The organism is Mesorhizobium sp. M0159 (assembly GCF_040322295.1).
GTDB lineage: Bacteria > Pseudomonadota > Alphaproteobacteria > Rhizobiales > Rhizobiaceae > Mesorhizobium.
This window is the reverse complement of the sequence record NZ_JAMYTF010000007.1, coordinates 40,822-58,384: the sequence shown is the minus strand read 5'-3', so window position 1 is coordinate 58,384 and position 17,563 is coordinate 40,822. Positions and strand designations below refer to the sequence as shown.

Annotated in this window: 19 protein-coding genes; 11 read left to right on the top strand and 8 right to left on the bottom strand. The window is 63.5% G+C overall.

The window, feature by feature from the left end; translation table 11 throughout:
- Nucleotides 1-8: 8 nt before the first annotated feature.
- From NKJ32_RS09630 to NKJ32_RS09595, 8 genes are all read left to right on the top strand, one after another.
- The gene (locus NKJ32_RS09630; protein WP_352827439.1) at nt 9-1,445 is read left to right on the top strand and encodes a multicopper oxidase family protein; all 1,437 of its coding nucleotides are present in this window, start codon (nt 9-11) and stop codon (nt 1,443-1,445) included.
- Between the two features lie 27 nt (nt 1,446-1,472).
- The gene (locus NKJ32_RS09625) at nt 1,473-1,913 is read left to right on the top strand and encodes a DUF411 domain-containing protein (protein ID WP_352452325.1); all 441 of its coding nucleotides are present in this window, start codon (nt 1,473-1,475) and stop codon (nt 1,911-1,913) included.
- Nucleotides 1,914-1,920: 7 nt separating this feature from the next.
- On the top strand, nt 1,921-2,448 hold the full coding sequence (locus tag NKJ32_RS09620) for a TlpA family protein disulfide reductase (protein WP_352621413.1): 528 nt from the start codon (nt 1,921-1,923) through the stop codon (nt 2,446-2,448).
- A 67-nt stretch (nt 2,449-2,515) separates the two neighbouring features.
- Nucleotides 2,516-3,199: an SCO family protein gene (locus tag NKJ32_RS09615; protein ID WP_352576484.1), complete on the top strand. Its 684-nt coding sequence runs from the start codon at nt 2,516-2,518 to the stop codon at nt 3,197-3,199.
- A 53-nt stretch (nt 3,200-3,252) separates the two neighbouring features.
- Nucleotides 3,253-4,032 carry a DsbA family protein gene (locus tag NKJ32_RS09610; protein ID WP_352755620.1) on the top strand — a complete coding sequence of 260 codons (780 nt, stop codon included), beginning with the start codon at nt 3,253-3,255 and terminating at the stop codon, nt 4,030-4,032.
- Nucleotides 4,029-4,595, top strand: coding sequence for a hypothetical protein (locus NKJ32_RS09605; protein ID WP_352755621.1), 567 nt, complete (start codon nt 4,029-4,031; stop codon nt 4,593-4,595). The genes NKJ32_RS09610 and NKJ32_RS09605 overlap by 4 nt, the downstream gene beginning before the upstream one ends.
- 140 nt (nt 4,596-4,735) lie before the next feature.
- Entirely contained in the window at nt 4,736-4,978 is a 243-nt protein-coding gene (locus NKJ32_RS09600; protein ID WP_352755622.1) for a hypothetical protein, read from the top strand.
- A 367-nt stretch (nt 4,979-5,345) separates the two neighbouring features.
- Complete coding sequence (locus NKJ32_RS09595) at nt 5,346-7,880, top strand: NAD-dependent epimerase/dehydratase family protein (RefSeq protein WP_352755623.1); 2,535 nt, start codon at nt 5,346-5,348, stop codon at nt 7,878-7,880.
- Here the strand turns inward: NKJ32_RS09595 and NKJ32_RS09590 are convergent.
- The 3 genes from NKJ32_RS09590 to NKJ32_RS09580 are packed head-to-tail and all read right to left on the bottom strand — an operon-like array spanning nt 7,877 to nt 10,871.
- Entirely contained in the window at nt 7,877-9,097 is a 1,221-nt protein-coding gene (locus NKJ32_RS09590; RefSeq protein ID WP_352755625.1) for an NAD(P)/FAD-dependent oxidoreductase, read from the bottom strand. The genes NKJ32_RS09595 and NKJ32_RS09590 overlap by 4 nt on opposite strands.
- Nucleotides 9,094-9,807 carry a methyltransferase domain-containing protein gene (locus tag NKJ32_RS09585; protein WP_352755627.1) on the bottom strand — a complete coding sequence of 238 codons (714 nt, stop codon included), beginning with the start codon at nt 9,805-9,807 and terminating at the stop codon, nt 9,094-9,096. The genes NKJ32_RS09590 and NKJ32_RS09585 overlap by 4 nt, the downstream gene beginning before the upstream one ends.
- Complete coding sequence (locus tag NKJ32_RS09580) at nt 9,804-10,871, bottom strand: type III polyketide synthase (RefSeq protein ID WP_352755630.1); 1,068 nt, start codon at nt 10,869-10,871, stop codon at nt 9,804-9,806. Before NKJ32_RS09580 ends, NKJ32_RS09585 begins: the two co-directional genes overlap by 4 nt.
- Nucleotides 10,872-11,133: 262 nt before the next feature.
- Here NKJ32_RS09580 and cueR point away from each other — a divergent pair, with 262 nt between their 5' ends.
- Nucleotides 11,134-11,532: a Cu(I)-responsive transcriptional regulator gene (gene cueR / locus NKJ32_RS09575; RefSeq protein ID WP_352755632.1), complete on the top strand. Its 399-nt coding sequence runs from the start codon at nt 11,134-11,136 to the stop codon at nt 11,530-11,532.
- Between the two features lie 42 nt (nt 11,533-11,574).
- On the opposite strand, the gene NKJ32_RS09570 is transcribed toward cueR, so the two are convergent.
- Nucleotides 11,575-12,057, bottom strand: a complete 483-nt coding sequence (locus NKJ32_RS09570; protein WP_352755634.1) for a DUF2127 domain-containing protein — start codon at nt 12,055-12,057, stop codon at nt 11,575-11,577.
- On the opposite strand from NKJ32_RS09570, the gene NKJ32_RS09565 reads away from it, so the two are divergent.
- Nucleotides 12,047-12,637, top strand: coding sequence for a phosphatase PAP2 family protein (locus NKJ32_RS09565; protein WP_352755637.1), 591 nt, complete (start codon nt 12,047-12,049; stop codon nt 12,635-12,637). The genes NKJ32_RS09570 and NKJ32_RS09565 overlap by 11 nt on opposite strands.
- Nucleotides 12,638-12,654: 17 nt before the next feature.
- Nucleotides 12,655-13,212 carry a cytochrome c gene (locus NKJ32_RS09560; protein WP_352569080.1) on the top strand — a complete coding sequence of 186 codons (558 nt, stop codon included), beginning with the start codon at nt 12,655-12,657 and terminating at the stop codon, nt 13,210-13,212.
- A 5-nt stretch (nt 13,213-13,217) separates the two neighbouring features.
- Here the strand turns inward: NKJ32_RS09560 and atzF are convergent, their stop codons facing one another.
- The 4 genes from atzF to NKJ32_RS09540 are packed head-to-tail and all read right to left on the bottom strand — an operon-like array spanning nt 13,218 to nt 17,563.
- Nucleotides 13,218-15,023: an allophanate hydrolase gene (gene atzF, locus NKJ32_RS09555; protein ID WP_352827434.1), complete on the bottom strand. Its 1,806-nt coding sequence runs from the start codon at nt 15,021-15,023 to the stop codon at nt 13,218-13,220.
- Nucleotides 15,020-15,370 carry a cupin domain-containing protein gene (locus tag NKJ32_RS09550; protein ID WP_352569078.1) on the bottom strand — a complete coding sequence of 117 codons (351 nt, stop codon included), beginning with the start codon at nt 15,368-15,370 and terminating at the stop codon, nt 15,020-15,022. The genes atzF and NKJ32_RS09550 overlap by 4 nt, the downstream gene beginning before the upstream one ends.
- Nucleotides 15,363-16,031, bottom strand: coding sequence for a cysteine hydrolase family protein (locus tag NKJ32_RS09545; protein WP_352569077.1), 669 nt, complete (start codon nt 16,029-16,031; stop codon nt 15,363-15,365). The genes NKJ32_RS09550 and NKJ32_RS09545 overlap by 8 nt, the downstream gene beginning before the upstream one ends.
- Nucleotides 16,031-17,563, bottom strand: a complete 1,533-nt coding sequence (locus NKJ32_RS09540; RefSeq protein ID WP_352569076.1) for an ABC transporter ATP-binding protein — start codon at nt 17,561-17,563, stop codon at nt 16,031-16,033. Before NKJ32_RS09540 ends, NKJ32_RS09545 begins: the two co-directional genes overlap by 1 nt.

The following is a 17,563-nucleotide window of genomic DNA, read 5'->3' as shown; positions in this document are numbered from 1 at the left end:
TCACAAGAGTGAATTCCGTTTCAAATCCGTTCATAACGCGCCGCAAATTCCTGCTTGCGGCAGCGAGCATTGCCGCCGCAGTGCCGATCCGCCCTGCGCTGGCGATGGCCACCGGCGAATACCGGATCAGGGTGGCGCCGGGCCAGGCCCGGTTCGCCGGCCCCGATGGTCCGCGCACTCCGGTATGGGCCTATGATGGCACGGTCCCCGGCCCGACACTGCGCTTACGCCAGGGGCAGCCCGCTCGGATCATCGTCGAGAACGGACTGGACGAAGACACCACGGTTCACTGGCATGGCATCCGGCTGCCGAACGCCATGGATGGCGTGCCCGGCCTGACGCAGAAGCCGATCAGGCCAGGTGAAAATTTCATCTATGAATTCACCCCGCCCGATGCCGGCACCTTCTGGTATCACCCGCACGCCAACAGCCTGGTCCAGCTCGGCCGTGGCCTTGCCGGCGCACTGGTCGTCGAGGAGGTCGGGCCGGTCGCCGTCGACCGTGACATTCTGTGGCTGCTGCAGGACTGGCGGCTTGCGGCCGATGGGCAGATCGCCGGCGGCTTCGGCAGTGCCATGGATGCATCGATGTCGGGCCGCGTCGGCAATGTCGTCACCGTCAACGGCACGGGGCCAGGCGATCGGAGCGTGAAGGCCGGCGAGCGCGTCAGGCTGCGGCTCGCCAATGCCTCGCTTGCCCGCATGATGGCGCTGCGCTTCGAAGGCCACCGTCCGGTCGTCGTCGCCATCGACGGCCAGCCCTGCGATCCGCATGAACCGGAGGGCGGTCGCCTGGTGCTGGCGCCCGCCATGCGCATCGACATCGTGCTCGACATGCAGGGTCACCCCGGCAGCCGCCACGCGGTGATCGACGATTTCTACGACGGCCTCGCCTATACGCTGACCACGCTGGCCTATGACGCAGCGCCGTCGCTGAGAACCCATCCGCTCGACACGCCTGTCGGCGTGCCGCGCAACCCCTTGCCCCAGCCCGACCTCGCTGGCGCCGAGCGCCAGGAGATCGTCCTGCAGGGCGGCATGATGGGCGGCGGCAAGCTCAAGGGCGTCGGCGGCATGATGGGCATGGGGATGACGGGCATGAACGGCGGTGCGGCCTGGGCGATCAACGGCATGTCGATGACCGGCGACGGCCATGCCGGCATGGCGCCGCAGTTCACGCTGAAACGCGGTGTGACCTGCCATCTCACCATGCGCAACGAAACCGCCTGGTGGCACCCGATGCATGTCCACGGCTTCAGCCTGTCGGTCATCTCGCGCAACGGCTCGCCGGTGCCGCACCGGCAATGGCAGGACACGGTGCTGCTCGCCCCCAAGGATACGATCGAATGCGCCTTCGTCGCCGACAATCCGGGCGACTGGATGCTGCACTGCCATGTCGCCGATCACCAGATGGCCGGCCTGATGACGGCGTTCCGCGTGACCTGAACTTTTATCCAACCAAGGAGAACTGCAATGAAACTGACCTACCGCCTCGCCGCCCTGTCCCTGCTGATCGCAACGCCGCTGCCCGCCTTCGCCGCAACGATCAACGCCGTCATGTACAAGAACCCGCAATGCAGCTGCTGCGAGTCCTACGCCAACTATCTCGAGCACAACGGCTTCAAGGTCGACATCAAGCCGGTCAACAATCTCTCCCAGATCAGCAGCGATGCCGGCGTGCCGGCCGACCTCGAAGGCTGCCACACGCTGATGGTCGACGGCTATATCGTCGACGGCCTGGTGCCGGTCGAGATCGTCAAGAAGCTTTTGACCGAGCGCCCTGCCATCACCGGCATAACGCTCGCCGGCATGCCGGCCGGCGCCCCAGGCATGGGTGGCGAGAAGCAAGGCCCCTTCGTCGTCTACGCCTTCACCAAGGACGGCAAGGCGCCCACCGTCTACGCGACCGAGTGAGGACATTGTGAGCAAACTAGCCATGGTCCTGGTTGGCATGCTGCTGGCGTTTTCGTGGCCGGTATCAGCCGCTGAGCCGCCGCAGAACTTTGCCGTTCACGAGGCGCCCGTCCCCGTGCCGGAAATCAGCTTCGAGGATGGCAATGGCAAGCCGAAAATGCTTGCGGATTTCCACGGCAAGGTCGTGCTGCTTAACGTCTGGGCGACATGGTGCGCGCCCTGCCGCAAGGAGATGCCGACGCTCGATCGCCTACAGGCCAAACTCGGCGGTCCGGATTTCGAGGTCGTCGCGCTGTCCATGGACCGCGCCGGTCCTGAGATTGTGAAGAAGTTCTTCGCCGACATCGGCATCAAGCACCTCGCCCTCAACATCGACGTCTCGGGCAGGGCCATGTTCGCCATCGGAACCGTCGGCCTTCCGGCAACCCTGCTGGTCGACCGCGACGGCAAGGAAATCGGCCGGCTGATTGGGCCGGCCGAATGGGACGCCCCCGACATGGTCGACTTCATCCGCAGCCGCATCGCCGCCAAGTGAGAAAGGGACAGATATGTTCGGGCTAAAGGCTCGCTGCGTTGCATCGGCTTTGAACGAATGGAGGTGCTTGCTGCTAAGCGTAATTGCCATTGCGGCGCTGACCGCGGGCTTTTCGTATCAGGCGCAAGCCCACTCGCTCGACGAAATCGACGCCACGCTTGAGGCCGACGAGAAATATTTCCAGCCGATCGACAAGCCGGCGCCTGATTTCACGCTGCGCACCGCCGACGGGCGTGTCGTGCGGACGGCCGATCTGCGCGGCAAGGTGGTCGTCCTCCACTTCATCTACACGTCGTGCCCGGATGTGTGCCCCCTTCATGCCGAGAAGATCGCCGAGATCCAGAAAATGGTGAACGGCACGCCGATGAAGGACCGGGTCAGCTTTGTGACCATCACCACCGACCCGACCAGGGACACGCCGGACGTGCTCAGCAAATACGGGCCGGCGCACGGGCTCGATCCCGTCAATTGGCTGTTCCTGACCACGATGGAGGATCAGCCGGAGGATGCGACCCGCAGACTGGCGGAGGCCTTCGGCCACAAGTTCACGCTGACGGATGATGGTTATCAGATGCACGGCACCATCACCCATGTGATCGACAAGGAGGGCCGCTGGCGGGCGAATTTCCATGGCCTGGATTTCGCGTCGGTCAATCTCGTCACATTCGTCAATGCGCTTACCAACAATGTCGAGCGCCCGCACCATGAGCAGGAAACGGGATGGTGGGCGAAAATCAAGGGCATGTTCTGAGGCATCATTTGCACGTGCCGGCGGTCCGGCGAAACAGAGGGAAGGAGAACCCTGTGACCCACAAGTCCAATCCATTGAGCGGAGCCGTCGGCAAAATGGCCCGTGCCGTCATGCTGGCCGGCGCGACGATCTGGCTCGCGCTCGGTCTCCACAATCAGGCGATCGCCGCGGGCGAGATGTCCCAGGACCAGTTCGACCAGCGCATTCACGACTACATTCTTGCGCATCCCGAGGTGCTCGTGCAGTCGCTGCAGAGCCTCGACGCCCGCCAGCGCGAGGCTGCCGCAAAAGAGGCGAAAGCCGCTTTGACGGACAAGGCGGACGAGATTTTCCGGGACCCGGCGAGCCCGGTCGGCGGCAACGCCGAAGGCGACGTCACCGTGGTCGAGTTCTTCGACTACAACTGCCCCTATTGCCGGCAGGTTGCGCCGATCATGGCGCAAGCAATGGCCGACGATCCGCAGCTCAAGATCGTCTACAAGGAATTCCCGATCCTCAGCACGGATTCCGTATTTGCTTCCAAGGCGGCTCTCGCCGCAGTGCGCCAGGGCAAATACATGGCATTCCACAAGGCCTTGTATGCGGTGCAGACGCGGGTGACCGAAGCGGTCGTGCTGAAGGTGGCTGCCGACGTCGGTCTCGATGTGGCTAAACTGAAGACCGACATGCAGCAGCCCGATATCCAGGCGTCGATCGACCGGAATACGCAACTGGCCCAGGCGCTGAAGATCAGCGGAACGCCAAGCTTCGTCGTTGGCGAGCAGATTTTCCCCGGCGCGACCGACCTCGCAACGATGAAGAAACTGATCGAGCAGGCGAGGACCAGCAAATGAGCCGAATATTTTGCCCAAACCGACGGACGGTTGTTCTGGGGAGCGCCTTTGGCGCCGCTGCGGTCGTGAGCCTGCTCAAGGGGCCGGATTTGGCGATCGCCGCTGAGGATCCCGATCTGGTACGCCGTTTCAGATATCTCAGCCAGAACGGCAACAGCACGTGTTCGACCAAGTTCACGGAATCGATCGCGACCATGCCGGCAACGTCGCGGATCACGGGCTCGTGCTGCAGCCCGATGGAGACGAAGCGCTATGCCGAGCAGGTGAGCGGCCTGGCCAGGTACCGCGAGATTGCGATGATCCCAAGCGATCCGTACGATATTCCGGCCGGCATCGCACAGAAGATGATGCCCTACTACGATGTGAAACTCTCCGGCGAAGAGCAGCAGGCCTACGACTATGCGATGGCCAATTCCAGCGAGAAAGGTCCATGCTGCTGCCAATGCTGGCGCTGGAAAGTGTATGGCGGGCTGGCGAAGTTCCTGATCCGCGAGCACGGTTTCACCGGCAAGCAGGTCGTCGACGTCTGGGATCTCTCAGACGGCTGCGGCGGAGGAGAGTAGAGCCGGGCGACAACTCGGCTGCGGTTCAACAAGCGCTCTCAACCTGTTCTACCTTCTTGAAAGGAGCGCTTGACCTTCCGGTGGCTGGAACCGTCAGGCTCATTGCTAACTTCCGGAGGTCGTTCTCCGGAGGTCGTCCAATGGCGGACCGAACCATGAATGTCGAAAGGCAGCTACTGGCCCTGTCAGAGAGGCATATCGGCAAGGCAGATCAGATGTCGCGGAACACTTGCTGCGGGCGCTGGAGGCGCTGGATTAAAGCCCTGCCCTTTCGGAGTTACCGCGCGGCCAGCATGTTCTGGCCGAAGCCTATTATGAACTCGTTCGTCGATAGCATTGAACGTGCCTTGATTGACCGGCAAGCCACCGCCTTCGTGGGCTGATCGAGTTCGCCTTGACGGGCGTACATGGCGAACTAGTTCCCCTCGCAATCGCCGGTGGCAGCGGCGGCGGGAGGGATGATTGTGATGATGATGGACGGTTCAATGTGGATGATGGGCGGCATGGCGCTCATTTGGGTCCTGGTGCTTGTCACCCTCGTGCTCGCGATCGCGGCGCTGGTCAAATATTTGCGAACCTGACGGCATAGGCAGTCGGGGTCAAAAGAGCAAAAAGGGCGGAAAGTTGTAGTCGTCATCGGAAGCAGCAGCGTCATCGGGTCGGCGTCGGAACTGGTCCGGCCCCTCGGCTCTTAACGTCTGTCGCCTTCGGCCCTCTCAGGAGTGGCAAATCGCCGGCTATGAGGTCTGGATGGCGAAGCGCAAAGACACGGTTATTGTTACCGGCAGCACCGGCTTCATCGGCTCGGCTCTGGTCAACAGCTTCGCCGACCGGTTTGCTCTCGTCGGCCTCGACCGGGCGGCGACGCGTCAGCCGCCGCCGGCCGCGGAGTGCGTCTGCATCGACCTGACATCGGAGGACGCCGTGGCAGCCGGCTTGGCGCGCGTGCGGACGGCCTATGGCGCCCGCCTCGCCTCGGTGATCCATCTTGCGGCCTATTTCGATCTCACAGGCGAACGGAACCCGCTCTACGAAAAGATTACGGTTGGCGGCACCGAGAAGCTCCTGCGCGCTCTGAAACAATTTGAGGTCGAGCAGTTTGTCTTCATGAGTTCGATGCTGGCGCACAAGGGTGGCCGACCGGGCGACATCATCGATGAGGATTGGCCGCTCGAATCGAACCTACCCTACCGCACCTCGAAGATCGAGACCGAGCGCCTGATCCATGAGCAGCACGGGCCTATCCCTGTCGTCTATGCCAGGCCGGCCGGCGTCTATGATGATCTCGGCCGTAACGCATTCCTCGCCAATCAGATTGCGCGTATCTACGAAGAGGATCCGACCGGGCATGTATATCCGGGTGACCTGCGCACCGGGCAGTCGTTCCTGCATCTGGAAGACCTCACCGAGGCGGTGGCGCGCCTTATAGATCGGCGCAAGAAACTTCCCACGGAGCTGGCGCTGCTTCTCGGCGAGCCTGAGGTCATGGGCTACGGCGAACTTCAAGCCGAGATTGGTCGGTTGATCCGCGGCGAGAACTGGGAGACACGGGAGGTGCCGAAGGCGCTCGCCAAGGCGGGTGCCTGGGTCCAACAGGACGTGCTGGGCGAAGAATCATTCGTTCGTCCCTGGATGGTCGATATCGCCGACGACCACTACGCGATCGATATCAGCCGTGCCCGCAATGTCCTCGGCTGGCAGCCCCGGCATTCCCTGCGCGAGACGTTGCCGCGGATCGTCGACGCGCTCAAGGCAGATCCCGCCGGCTGGTATCGGGCCAACAAGCTCAACGCGGCCAAGGTGGCCGGCAGCGGAACAAAAGCGCGAGAGAAAGACAAGGCGTTCGAGGCCAAACACGACAAGATGAAACCCGGACACATGGCCGAGATGGCGGGGATGGGCCAGCAGATGCTGTGGGCTCATTTCCTGGTCATCACGCTTGGCGTGTGGCTCCTCACCAGCCCGCTTCAGTTCGCGCTGTTCGATCCGGCGGCGGCCGGCACTGTGCGTGACGTCACGCAAGAGCGTGGACTGTGGGAACCGGTGCTGCGCAACGCGCTCACCGGCTGGAGCGACATTGTCTCGGGCTTGCTGCTGATGCTGTTTGGCGGGCTCGCACTGTCGCCGCGTTTTTCCTGGGCGCAATGGGGCACGACGATCGCCGGCCTGTGGCTGCTGTTCGCGCCGCTGTTCTTCTGGACGCCGAGCGCCGCCGCCACCATGAACGACACGATCGTCGGCGCGCTGGCCATCGCTTTCTCGGTGCTCGTCCCGATGATGCCGGGCATGAGCCACGAAGGGATGATGGACGAGAGCACCGTTCCGCCTGGCTGGACCTACTCGCCGTCATCCTGGCTGCAGCGCCTGCCGATCATCGCGCTCGGTTTCTTCGGTTTCCTCATCGCCCGCTATCTCACTGCCTACCAGCTCGGCCATGTGGGTGCTGTCTGGGAGCCATTCTTCCTCGGCGGAGACGGCAGGAACGGCACGGAATTCATCATCACATCCGACGTTTCTCGAGCCTGGCCAGTCGCTGATGCCGGGCTTGGCGCCGTGGCCTATATGATCGAAACCCTGATGGGCGCGATGGGCACGGCGACCCGCTGGCGCACCATGCCCTGGATGGTGACCTTCTTCTTCATCCTGGTGGTGCCGCTCGGCGGCGTCTCGATCTTCTTCATCATCATCCAGCCGATCATGATCGGCACCTATTGCACACTGTGCCTCATCGCGGCGGCGGCCATGCTGGTCATGATCCCGCTGACGCTGGACGAGGTGGTCGCCATGGGCCAGTACATGCTGCGCAGCGTGCGGACAGACCGTCCGTTCTGGCGCACCTTTTTCCAAGGCGGGCCGGAGCCGAACGGCGAGGCGGACAAGAACGATCCCGGCTTTTCCGCCGCGCTTGCCGCACAGTCCGCCGCAGCCATTCGCGGTGTCACGTTTCCATGGACGCTGGTCGCATGCTGTTTCGTCGGCGGTTGGCTGATGGTCTCGCGGCTGGTCTTCGGCACGGCCGGCGCCATTGCAAACAGCGATCACCTCTCGGGCGCCATGATCATCACGATCGCGGTCTGCGCCATGGCCGAGGTGGCACGGCCATTGCGTTTCCTCAACCTGCCGTTCGGGTTATGGCTGATCGCAGCGCCCTGGCTGCTCGACGGCGCGACCAGAGGTTCGACATTGAACAATGCCGTCGCAGGGCTAGTTGTGATCGGCCTCAGCCTGCCTCGGGGGCGCCGAAGCAAGGAGCACTACGGCTCATGGGACCGCTATGTCGCCTAGACGAAGCCTGGAACCGGCTTGGTCTTGCCGCTCAGTTGCGCGCCCAGCGTCAGGGCCTGCGGGAAATTCTGGACGATCGCCGCCATCAAGGTGGCGCTGCCGGGGCGAAGGGCAATTCCGGCAACGGCCGCGGCGGCGTAGACCCGTGTCGAAAACAGTCTTTTCCAGGCCGCCTCGTAGCGTCTGGCGGCAGCCTCGCGCCCTGGTCGGCCACTTGGCGCGTATGCGAGTTCGCAAGCCAGCAGCCAGCCGGACTGAAGCGCCATCGAGATGCCCTCGGCGATGACAGGATGAGACTCTCCGGCTGCATTGCCGACGCGAAAGATGTCCCCTTCGTAGCACGAGCGAATTCCCGGCCGGATCGGACCTGCGGCAAGCCACGGACCGTCGAGGAGAGCCGGTTCCAGGGCGTCCCGCACGCCCCGGCATGAATTCAGGAGATGCCGGGAGACCGCATCGGCGGCCGACACGTGGCTCCGTTGTTTGGGGCCATATTGTTTACGCAGCCGCGCGAGCATATCGCGCCGGATGCAGCACGAGATCGACAACCGGCCATGATCCGCCGAAACCATGCCGCCGTAGCCGCCGGGAAAGGCCAGCAGAGGCATCAAATCCGGCGCCAGCGACGACCCGGTGAAATGCGCCTTGAAGCCGAGCAGGTCCGACGGCCGATTGGCCTTTGCGAGCTGGCTGGGCAATGGTCCCGGTTCCCACGAGCCGTGTGCGGCGACAATCACCGGCGCTCGCAATATCGCCGCTTCATCCCCGGCCTGAATTCGCACCCTTTGCATCTCACCGTCCGGCTCGATGGCGACGGCGCGGCAGGGTTGAAAGATTTCGACACCCGCCGATCGCGCCGCTTGCAAAAGCAGAGAGTCGAGAATGTCCCGGCCGAGCGCCCGGCCGAAGCTGTCTTTCCCACGAGGCCCAGCTCCTGCACGTGGCATTGCCGCCTCGACGCAGGTCTCGCCGGAAAACAGGCCGACGCGGCGGATATCGGGGCCCGCCTTGGCACGCCAGGCATCGCCGATCTCCAGCCGGTCGAGAAGCGCAAGATTGCTTGCCGAGATGTATTCGCCGCAGACCTTGCGGCGCGGAAATGCGGTCTTTTCCACAATTGCCACGGCCCATCCGCGCCGGGCCAGCGTGAGCGCGACGGAGGTGCCCGCCGGGCCGGCACCAATGACGATCGCGTCATGGGTCGACAATCGCGTCATGGCTCGACTCTGGCACTGGCGCCGACGAAGATGTGGGAGAACAGGCCGGCGCGCCGCTCCTCGACCGGTTTGCCGTTGGCCGCAAGCCAGAGACGGGAAAGCTCGCTGCCGCGAAAGCCGGCACGCACGCTTTGCGCCGCGTCGTTTCGTGTGACGTCGTTGGCGCCGATTGCCGGCAGAAGACGGGTCGCGGCCAGCGGCAGTTTCGCCCGCAGCGGCTCTGTCGCGATGAGCAACGGGGCTTTCGGCCTGATCAGCGAAAACAGACGCACGAGCTGCGCATCGTCGAGGTGATGCAGGAACAGATTGACGGTGACGGCGTCGAACGGCGCACCCTCGATCTTTCCTGCCCAGTCGAAGACATCGGCGGTGACGCCTTCGGCCTTCCATCCCAGCCTGTCAAAATCATCGCGCAATTGCGTGGTGACGAGGTCGACGCGGTCGAGCATCACCAGTTCGACCCCGGGCCAATGCCCGGCCATGCGCCGCGCCACCGCCAGCATGAAGGAGCCATCGCCGGCGCCGATCTCCAGAATGCGGCGTGGCGGCGTTGGCACGAACCTCCTGAGCAACGACGTTATGATCGGCACCTGAAACATCAGCATATTGATGCGCCGAAGGTCGCGGCGCGCGGCCAGCGCTCGCGGATCTTCGGCCGCAAGTCCGTCGAGGATTTCCGGCGCAAGCTGCCGGTGCTCCAGGCCGCTCATGACACCGTTCGAAAGAGCATGGTTTCGGCCGTCAGCCCGGGTCCGAACGACATGCCGCAACCGAGCAGGCCGGGTGGCGCCTTCAACATCTCCTTCATCACGAACATGACGGTCGCCGACGACATGTTCCCGTATTGGCGCAACACCTCGCGCGATGGTTCCAGCGCGGTGGGCTCCAGTTTCAAGGCCCTTTCGACGGCGTCGAGCACCGAACGTCCACCCGGGTGTACGGCCCAAAGGTCGATGTCTTCCGTCGGCCGGCCGCCGAGCATGGCGGCCTGGCTGTTCCGCAACGCCTCATGAATCGCTGCCGGCACCTGGCCGGAAAGAACCATTTCGAAGCCGTGGTCGCGAATATTCCAGCGCATCAGATCCCGCCGCTTCCTCGCCACCAGACAGTGAAAGCTGTCGAGCTCGATGCCGGCCGGCTCGGCGGTGACGAGCGTGGCCGCGCAGCCGTCGCCCCAGATGCAGAACGACAGCAGTTTTTCCAGTTCGGTGGTTTCGCGCAGATGCATCGTGCAGAGCTCGATATTGACCAGCAGGATCTTGGCCTGCGGGTCCGAGCGGACGATGTGACGGGCCAGCTTGAGGCCGTTGATCGCCGCGTAGCACCCCATGAACCCGATCATCGTGCGTTCGACACTATCGGGCAGCCCGCAACGCGCGATCAGCTCCAGATCGATGCCCGGCGCCGAAAAGCCGGTGCAGGTGGTGACGATCAAATGGGTGATGCGGGAAGCGTCATCGCCAAGCTGCAATCCGTCGATGCCCTTTTGTGCCAGAACAGGTGCAGCATCGTCGAACATCGCCATTCTCATGGCCGTTCCGGGAAACGCGCCCCGGATGAAGGTCCCGGCCAGGTCGGCAGTTGGTCCTTCTGGGTCGGACGCCGGCGCAAAGCAGGAATAGCGGTGCTCGATGCCGGCAAGATCGGCCATGCGTTCGAAAATCCTCCGGCGATCGGCCGCGAGCATGGAGGCCGCGAAACGCAGGTAGAATTGATGAACCTCGTACTCCGGCACCGCTGTCGCGATCCGGTTGATATAGGCCTTGACGGGCATGTTCTGTCTCCTCGGCGTCTGCACGGTGTTGCGTCGAGCCAGCGCCGGAGGGTCTTTGCTCATCGGCACCCGGTGTCGAACACCGGGTTTTGAGCACTGTTCGGTAAAAACGTTTCCGAGGACCGATTTCTTCCCGAAGGTTCAGTGTGTGCTGGCAGGCAAACGGTTGGAGCGGGCGGGCGGTTGCGTCCAAAATCGCCACATCATGTTGACCTTCCATCTACTGGAAGGTCTATTTCCTCCAATAAAGGAGATTTCCGCCATGAACATCGGCGTCGCATCCGAAAAATCCGGCCTGCCGGCCAAGACGATCCGTTACTACGAGGATATCGGGCTCTTGCACCCGGCCCGGACGGACAATGGCTATCGCGATTACTCGACGGCCGATATTCACCGGCTGCGCTTCCTGCAGCGCTCGCGAAGCCTGGGGTTTTCGGTCGACGAATGCCGCCAGCTGCTGTCGTTGTACCAGGACAGGGAACGTGACAGCGCCGACGTGAAGGCGATCGCGAAAGCCAAGCTGGTCGAGATCGACAGGAAGATCGCCGAACTGGTCGGATTGCGCGGCTTGCTTCACCAATTGGTCAGTCACTGCCACGGCGACGAGCGGCCGGATTGCCCGATCATCGACGAGCTGGCAGGACAAGGCGTCGCCCAGTGAGGTGGATTGAAAATCGGAGCGGCTGACGTGCAAACTTCGCTGTCATGCCGGCTTGTGCTGCCGCACGACCTTCCATTCATGCCAGATCAGCACCATGACGACAGCATCGAATACGGTCAGGACAAGCAGGCCGAACGAATGGGTGTAGGAGTAGCGGTAGACTTGGTAGATCATAAATGCGCCCAGCGCCGCAAGCGATGCCGGATACGACCACAGCTTGCCTCTCAAAAGCCCGACAACGAGCAGCAGTTTTATCAGGCCGTGGCTAAGCAGGTAGAAGGCATAAAACTCCTTGCTGGCGACGGAAAAGTGGCTTGCCATCTGCGACAGATAGCCAGCTATGAAATCGTTCGGATCTTCGATCAATTCCTCTTGGGTGAATGTATTGACCCAGGAGGCAATGGCGTCGGTGGTGACGACATAAAGCAGTATCCCGCCGACGCATTCGATCAGAGCATGCAAACCCTTGAGCCAGACGCTGAGTTCGAAAATCTGATGGATGCGGCGTTCATCGATGGGCTTCAAAATCCACCTCACGTTCAATCACGGAAACCGAAGACAAATGGATGCAGCTTTAACCCACTGGATCAACACCGCGGCCGGCATTAATCCCTCTCTTGATAGAGTAATGATCGCCCTATCACAAATCGGCGTTCCGCTGATGGTGCTGGCTGTCGCTCTGCAATGGTGGGCCAAAGTCGACCGTTTTCATGTGCGTCATGCGGCCTTGTCCGCGGGCCTGGCTTTCCTGCTTGGCCTTGCGATCAATCAGTTCATTTTGCTGTTCGTCCACCGGCTGCGGCCCTACGATGCCGGCGTGACGCATCTGCTGATTGCGCCCAGCGCCGACTGGTCGTTTCCCTCCGACCACGCGACAGCGAGCTTTGCGGTTGTTGCGGCTTTTGCAATGCAAGGTCTGCCGCGCCGGACGCTGGCCCTCTCCATCATGGCATTGCTGATCTGCTGGTCGAGAATTTATATCGGCACCCACTATCTCACCGACGTGATAGGGGGTGCCATCACTGGCGTCTTAGGTGCCGTTGTGGTCCGATTGGCCTATCGCGAGAACTCCCGACTGGACAGTCTGGTCACAAGAATTCTCTAGCTCCTCATGTGCCAACGATGAGACGAGCAGCTATCATAGCGGTCCTGTCGCTTGCCTGCGCCTCTGTCGTGCTCGCCGCCGCCCATTCGGGTCGTGATGCGGTCATCCAGGCTCGCCAGGCCTCGATGAAGGAAATGGCCGCGGCGGCAAAGGCGATCGCCGGGATGTTCGACGGCAAGCAGGCGTACGACGCCGCAGCCTTCAAGGCGGCGGCCGAGACCATCCGCGCCCGCACCGGCCCTGCCCTGATTGCCGAATTCCCCAGCGCGACATTGGGCGCGCCTTCAGGCGCCAGGCCGGATATCGACCCCGCCCGCGCGGAGTTCGATGAGCTGGCTCGCCACATCGGGACGCTGGCCAGCGCCTTGGCCTCCGACGCCGAGCGGGCGCCGCCGCGCATCACCGACGACATGAGAATGGGTTCCGGCCTGGCGATGGGCGGTGGCAGCCTGCTTGGCAAGCGACCATCCCTCGCGGAAGCCGATCCCACTAAATTGCCGGCGGAGCACCTCCTGCATCTCATCTTGCAGGATTGCTCGAGCTGCCATTCGAAGTTCAGGCAAAAGGTCGAGTGATAGCGTCAGCTTCGCTGCAGCTGACCCGCCACGAAATTGCGCCAGCCGCCGAAATGCGAAATCTCCTTTGCATCGGTGAGGCCGGCACTTTCGACGAGGAAGCCTTTCGGCGAAGTTCCGTCATCGAGCAGAAGCGTGCCGATGCCGAGCGGCGGCGGGATCGCGGCAACAAAACGGCCGAAGGCTTGTGGCGAGAGCCGCCAGACTTCAACCTCGATCGCTGCGCCCTTGCCGTTGCAGATCCGTTCGAGCCCCGGTCGCGGCACCGACTGGCCGGCGAGCGCATAAAGCCGATAGAGCGGCGCCGTTCTTGCAGCCCGGGCGAACATTGCGCCGAGCTGCTGCAGCTGGCCGTTCAGCGCCATCCCCGACAGATGCGCGCCGACCACCGCCAGCTCGATCGTGCCCTCGTCCACGTCGACGCGAACATCGCCACGCGGCAGCGGCCAGCCTGTAGCGCCCAGCGCAAGGCCGCTTGCCGCATGGACATCGCGCGCAAGCGACGCCGGCAGATGGTCCTTGCCCGCCGCGGCAAGCAAGGTGACGCTCATCGGCAGACCGTCGCTGCGGGTTCCGCTCGGCACGGCAATGCCGCACATGTCGAGCAGATTGACGAAGTTGGTGTAGGTGCCGAGCCGGCTGTTGGTGACGATCGGATCGGCCAGCACCGCTTCGACTGTGTAGTGCGTCGGCGCGGTCGGCACGCAGAATAGGTCGACCGAGGCGATGACCGGCGCAAGCCTGGCCTTATAGCCTTGCAGGGCATAGAGCCCGTTGAAAGCGTCCGCGGCGGAAAGTTTTCGCGCACCGCCGATGATCTGCCGCGTCACCGGATGCATGGCGGCCTCGTTGGCATCCATGAAGTCCCTGATCGCGGCGTAACGCTCGGCTACCCAGGCGCCTTCGTAAAGCAGGTTGGCGGTGGCGTAGAAATCGGCGAACGGGATTTCCACCAGCTGGCAGCCCAGCGTCTCCAGCGAGGCAAGGGCGGCCTCGAAACCCGCCTGCATCGCCTCGTCGCCGAAGAAGGTCCAGTCGGTCTTGGCCGGCACGCCGACAGTCAGCACCGGCGGGCGCGCGGCAAGGCCCTGGACGCCGGGGTCACGCGAATAGGGGTTGGCGTCGTCCTTTGCCGCCGCCGCCTCGAACACGCGGTAGGCGTCATCGACGGTGAGCGCGAAGACCGAGATGCAGTCGAGCGTGCGGCAGGCCGGCACGACGCCGGCGGCTGATAGCGCGCCGACGCTCGGCTTCAGCCCGACGATGTTGTTGAGGCCAGCGGGTATGCGCCCCGAACCGGCGGTGTCGGTGCCGAGCGCGAAGGAGACGATGCCGCGCGCCGTCGCCACGGCCGAGCCGCACGAGGAACCGCCCGGCACCAGTTTCGGGTCGATCGCATTCCTCGGGATTGGATAGGGCGTGCGAACGCCGACCAGGCCGGTGGCGAACTGGTCGAGATTGGTCTTGCCGACAACCAGCGCGCCGGCGGCCTTGAGCCGCGCGACGACGGTGGCGTCTTTCGCCGGCAAGTAGGCATATTCCGCACAAGCCGCCGTGGTCGGCATGCCGGCGACGTCGATGTTGTCCTTGACCGCGAATGGCACGCCCCACAGCGGCTTTGCCGCGGGATCGAACGGGCCGAGCTTTTCCGCCTCGGCAAGCAACGCCGCCCTGCTCGCCAGATGGATGAAGATGCCGGGGTCATCGGCCGCCGCGAGCCGCGCATGGACCATATCGATCACCTCGCCAATGCCGACGCCGGCCTGATAGGCGGCGTGCAAGCTCGCTATATCGAAGCGGATGTCGCTCATTTGGCCTCGTCCAGAATGACTACCGGCAGGTTCCACTGGATGAGCACCACGCAGCCATCCTTCGTCCACACCGAATGCTCGGTTCCAACCGGGTTCAGGATCACGCTGCCCGCGGCATGATCGCCGTTCTCGTCGCTCTGCGTGCCTTCCAGCACGATGATCGTCTCCAGCCCGGCATGGCGATGACGCGGCACGCTGGCGCCAGCCCGGTAATTCAGGATGGCGACCGACGGTTCCGTCGGTCCGCCCTTGAGCAGCCAATGCGCCGTAATGCCATCGCGGAAAGGCTCGAACGGCAGATCGCGCCAGCCACCATTGAGGAGGCCGGCAAAGGCAAGGTTAGGCATTGGCAATCCCCTCGAGCACCTGGTCTGTCGTCGCCGTCCAGCCGACGATCGCGCCCTGTGCCCTGATCATCGCCAGGGCGGCCGCCTTGAACTCGGCAAAATAGCTCTCGGTAGCATCCTCGGCCAGCAGGCATTCATAGCCGCGGTCGTTGGCCTCGCGCATCGTCGTCTGCACGCAGACCTCCGTCGTCACTCCGGCAAAGACCAGTTGCTGTGCGCCGAGCCGCTTCAGGTCATCGCCGAAGCTGGTGGCATAGAACGCGCCCTTGCCCGGCTTTTCGATGACGATCTCGCCAGGCAGTGGCGCAAGTTCATCGAGGATCGCCGTTCCCGGCTCGCCGACGATCAGCACGCGACCCATCGGCCCGACATCGCCGATCCGGATCGACGGATTGCCGCGATTGCGCTTGGCCGGCGGCAGATCCGAAAGGTCTGCCTTGTGGCACTCCATCGTGTGGATCACCGGCAGGCCGGCGGTGCGAAACCCCTCGATCAGCCTCTTCACCGTCGGCACGATCGCCGTGACTCGGCTGACGTCATTGCCGAGGCTGGCGCCGAAGCCGCCGGGTTCGGCGAAGTCGCGCTGCATGTCGATGACGACCAGCGCCATCGCCTCAGGCTTGAAGGCGAACGGAAACGGCAGCGCCTCGATCTCCGCCATCAGTGATGTCCCGCCATGTGCTCGCCGATCGTCTGCACGCTCGCCTGCGCGATCGGCGTCTCGTAGACCAGCGCGCCGTCCGACATGACGAAGATGCGGTCCGAGAGCTCGAGCAGCTCATCAAGGTCCTCCGACATAAGGAGCACCGCGGCGCCGGCATTGCGCGCCTTCATGATGCGGGCGCGTATTTCGGCGACGGCGGAGAAGTCGAGACCGAAGCAGGGGTTCGACACGATGAGCAAATCGACCTCGCCGGTCAGTTCCCGCGCCAGCACCGCGCGCTGCACATTGCCGCCCGAGAGCGACGAAATCGGCGAAGCGAGCGAGGCCGTCTTGACCTTGAACTGTTCGACCAGACGGGCCGCGTAGTCCCTGATCGCGCTCATCCTGATCCAGCTGACCGGCTTGCCGGCCTCGTTGAGGTCGAAGGTCCGGAAGGCCATGTTTTCCGCCACCGTCATCTTCGGCGCGCAGGCATTGCGCAACGGCTCCTCCGGAATGAAGCGGACATTGAGCGTGCGCGCCTCGCTGCGGCTGGCACCATAGGGCGAGCCTTTCACCAGAATGTCGCCGCAATTGCGCGCCCGCTGTCCGGCAAGGACTTCGAGAAACTCCTTCTGGCCGTTGCCGGAGATGCCGGCAACGCCGACGATCTCGCCGGACTTCACATCGAACTCGCCGATGTCGATGGTTTTCAAGCCGGTGCGGTCGGGCGCCTTTAGCGACTTTACCGTCAGCACCTGTCTGGCGCCGGCCGGCACCGGGGCGCGGCTGTCGAGTGCGGCGATCGGTTGGTCGCCGATCATCATCGCCGCCATCTGCTTGTGGGAAAGTTCGGAGACCTTTCCGGTTCCGGTCAGCCTGCCCTTGCGCAGCACGGTGATATCGTCGGCAAAGGCCGTCACCTCGTGGAATTTATGCGAGATCATCAGCACGGTGAGGTCGCCGGTCCTGGTCATGTCGCGCACCAGGCCAAGCACTTCGTGTGCCTCGCCGGGAGTGAGCACCGAAGTCGGCTCGTCGAGCACCAGGAAACTGCGGCCGAGATAGAGCTGCTTGATGATTTCGAGCTTCTGCTTCTCGCCGGCCGCAAGTTCCGCCACCTTGACGTCGAGCGGCAGCTTGAACGGCATACGCTGCATGAATTGCGCAAGTGCGGCGCGCTCCTTGCGCCAGTCAATGACGCCGGGCACCTTCTCGCGCGAAATGACCAGGTTCTCCGCGCCGGTCAGCGACGGGACGAGCGTGAAATGCTGGTAGACCATGCCGAGCCCCAATGCCGAGGCATCCTTCGGACTGGCGATCGCGACCTCGCGGCTATCAACCAGCATGTCGCCGGCGGTCGGATGGTAAAAACCCATCATGCATTTGACCAGCGTCGATTTGCCGGCGCCGTTTTCGCCGAGCAGCGCATGGAACGATCCCGCCGGCACCTTGATCGAGACGTCGTCCAGCGCGGTGAAGGCGCCGAAGCGCATGGTCATGCCGATGGTCTCGACGCCGACGGCTTTCTTACCGATGCTTCCGCTCAA

Excerpts from the sequence above, each read along its gene's own strand:
- NKJ32_RS09545 (WP_352569077.1), bottom strand. The coding sequence starts at position 16,031 with ATGGCGGAGATCGAGGCGCTGCCGTTTCCGTTCGCCTTCAAGCCTGAG.
- NKJ32_RS09585 (WP_352755627.1), bottom strand. The coding sequence starts at position 9,807 with ATGAGCGGCCTGGAGCACCGGCAGCTTGCGCCGGAAATCCTCGACGGA.
- NKJ32_RS09560 (WP_352569080.1), top strand. The coding sequence starts at position 12,655 with ATGAGACGAGCAGCTATCATAGCGGTCCTGTCGCTTGCCTGCGCCTCT.
- NKJ32_RS09590 (WP_352755625.1), bottom strand. The coding sequence starts at position 9,097 with ATGACGCGATTGTCGACCCATGACGCGATCGTCATTGGTGCCGGCCCG.
- NKJ32_RS09595 (WP_352755623.1), top strand. The coding sequence starts at position 5,346 with ATGGCGAAGCGCAAAGACACGGTTATTGTTACCGGCAGCACCGGCTTC.
- cueR (WP_352755632.1), top strand. The coding sequence starts at position 11,134 with ATGAACATCGGCGTCGCATCCGAAAAATCCGGCCTGCCGGCCAAGACG.
- NKJ32_RS09565 (WP_352755637.1), top strand. The coding sequence starts at position 12,047 with ATGGGCTTCAAAATCCACCTCACGTTCAATCACGGAAACCGAAGACAA.
- NKJ32_RS09580 (WP_352755630.1), bottom strand. The coding sequence starts at position 10,871 with ATGCCCGTCAAGGCCTATATCAACCGGATCGCGACAGCGGTGCCGGAG.
- NKJ32_RS09605 (WP_352755621.1), top strand. The coding sequence starts at position 4,029 with ATGAGCCGAATATTTTGCCCAAACCGACGGACGGTTGTTCTGGGGAGC.
- NKJ32_RS09625 (WP_352452325.1), top strand. The coding sequence starts at position 1,473 with ATGAAACTGACCTACCGCCTCGCCGCCCTGTCCCTGCTGATCGCAACG.
- NKJ32_RS09600 (WP_352755622.1), top strand. The coding sequence starts at position 4,736 with ATGGCGGACCGAACCATGAATGTCGAAAGGCAGCTACTGGCCCTGTCA.
- atzF (WP_352827434.1), bottom strand. The coding sequence starts at position 15,023 with ATGAGCGACATCCGCTTCGATATAGCGAGCTTGCACGCCGCCTATCAG.
- NKJ32_RS09550 (WP_352569078.1), bottom strand. The coding sequence starts at position 15,370 with ATGCCTAACCTTGCCTTTGCCGGCCTCCTCAATGGTGGCTGGCGCGAT.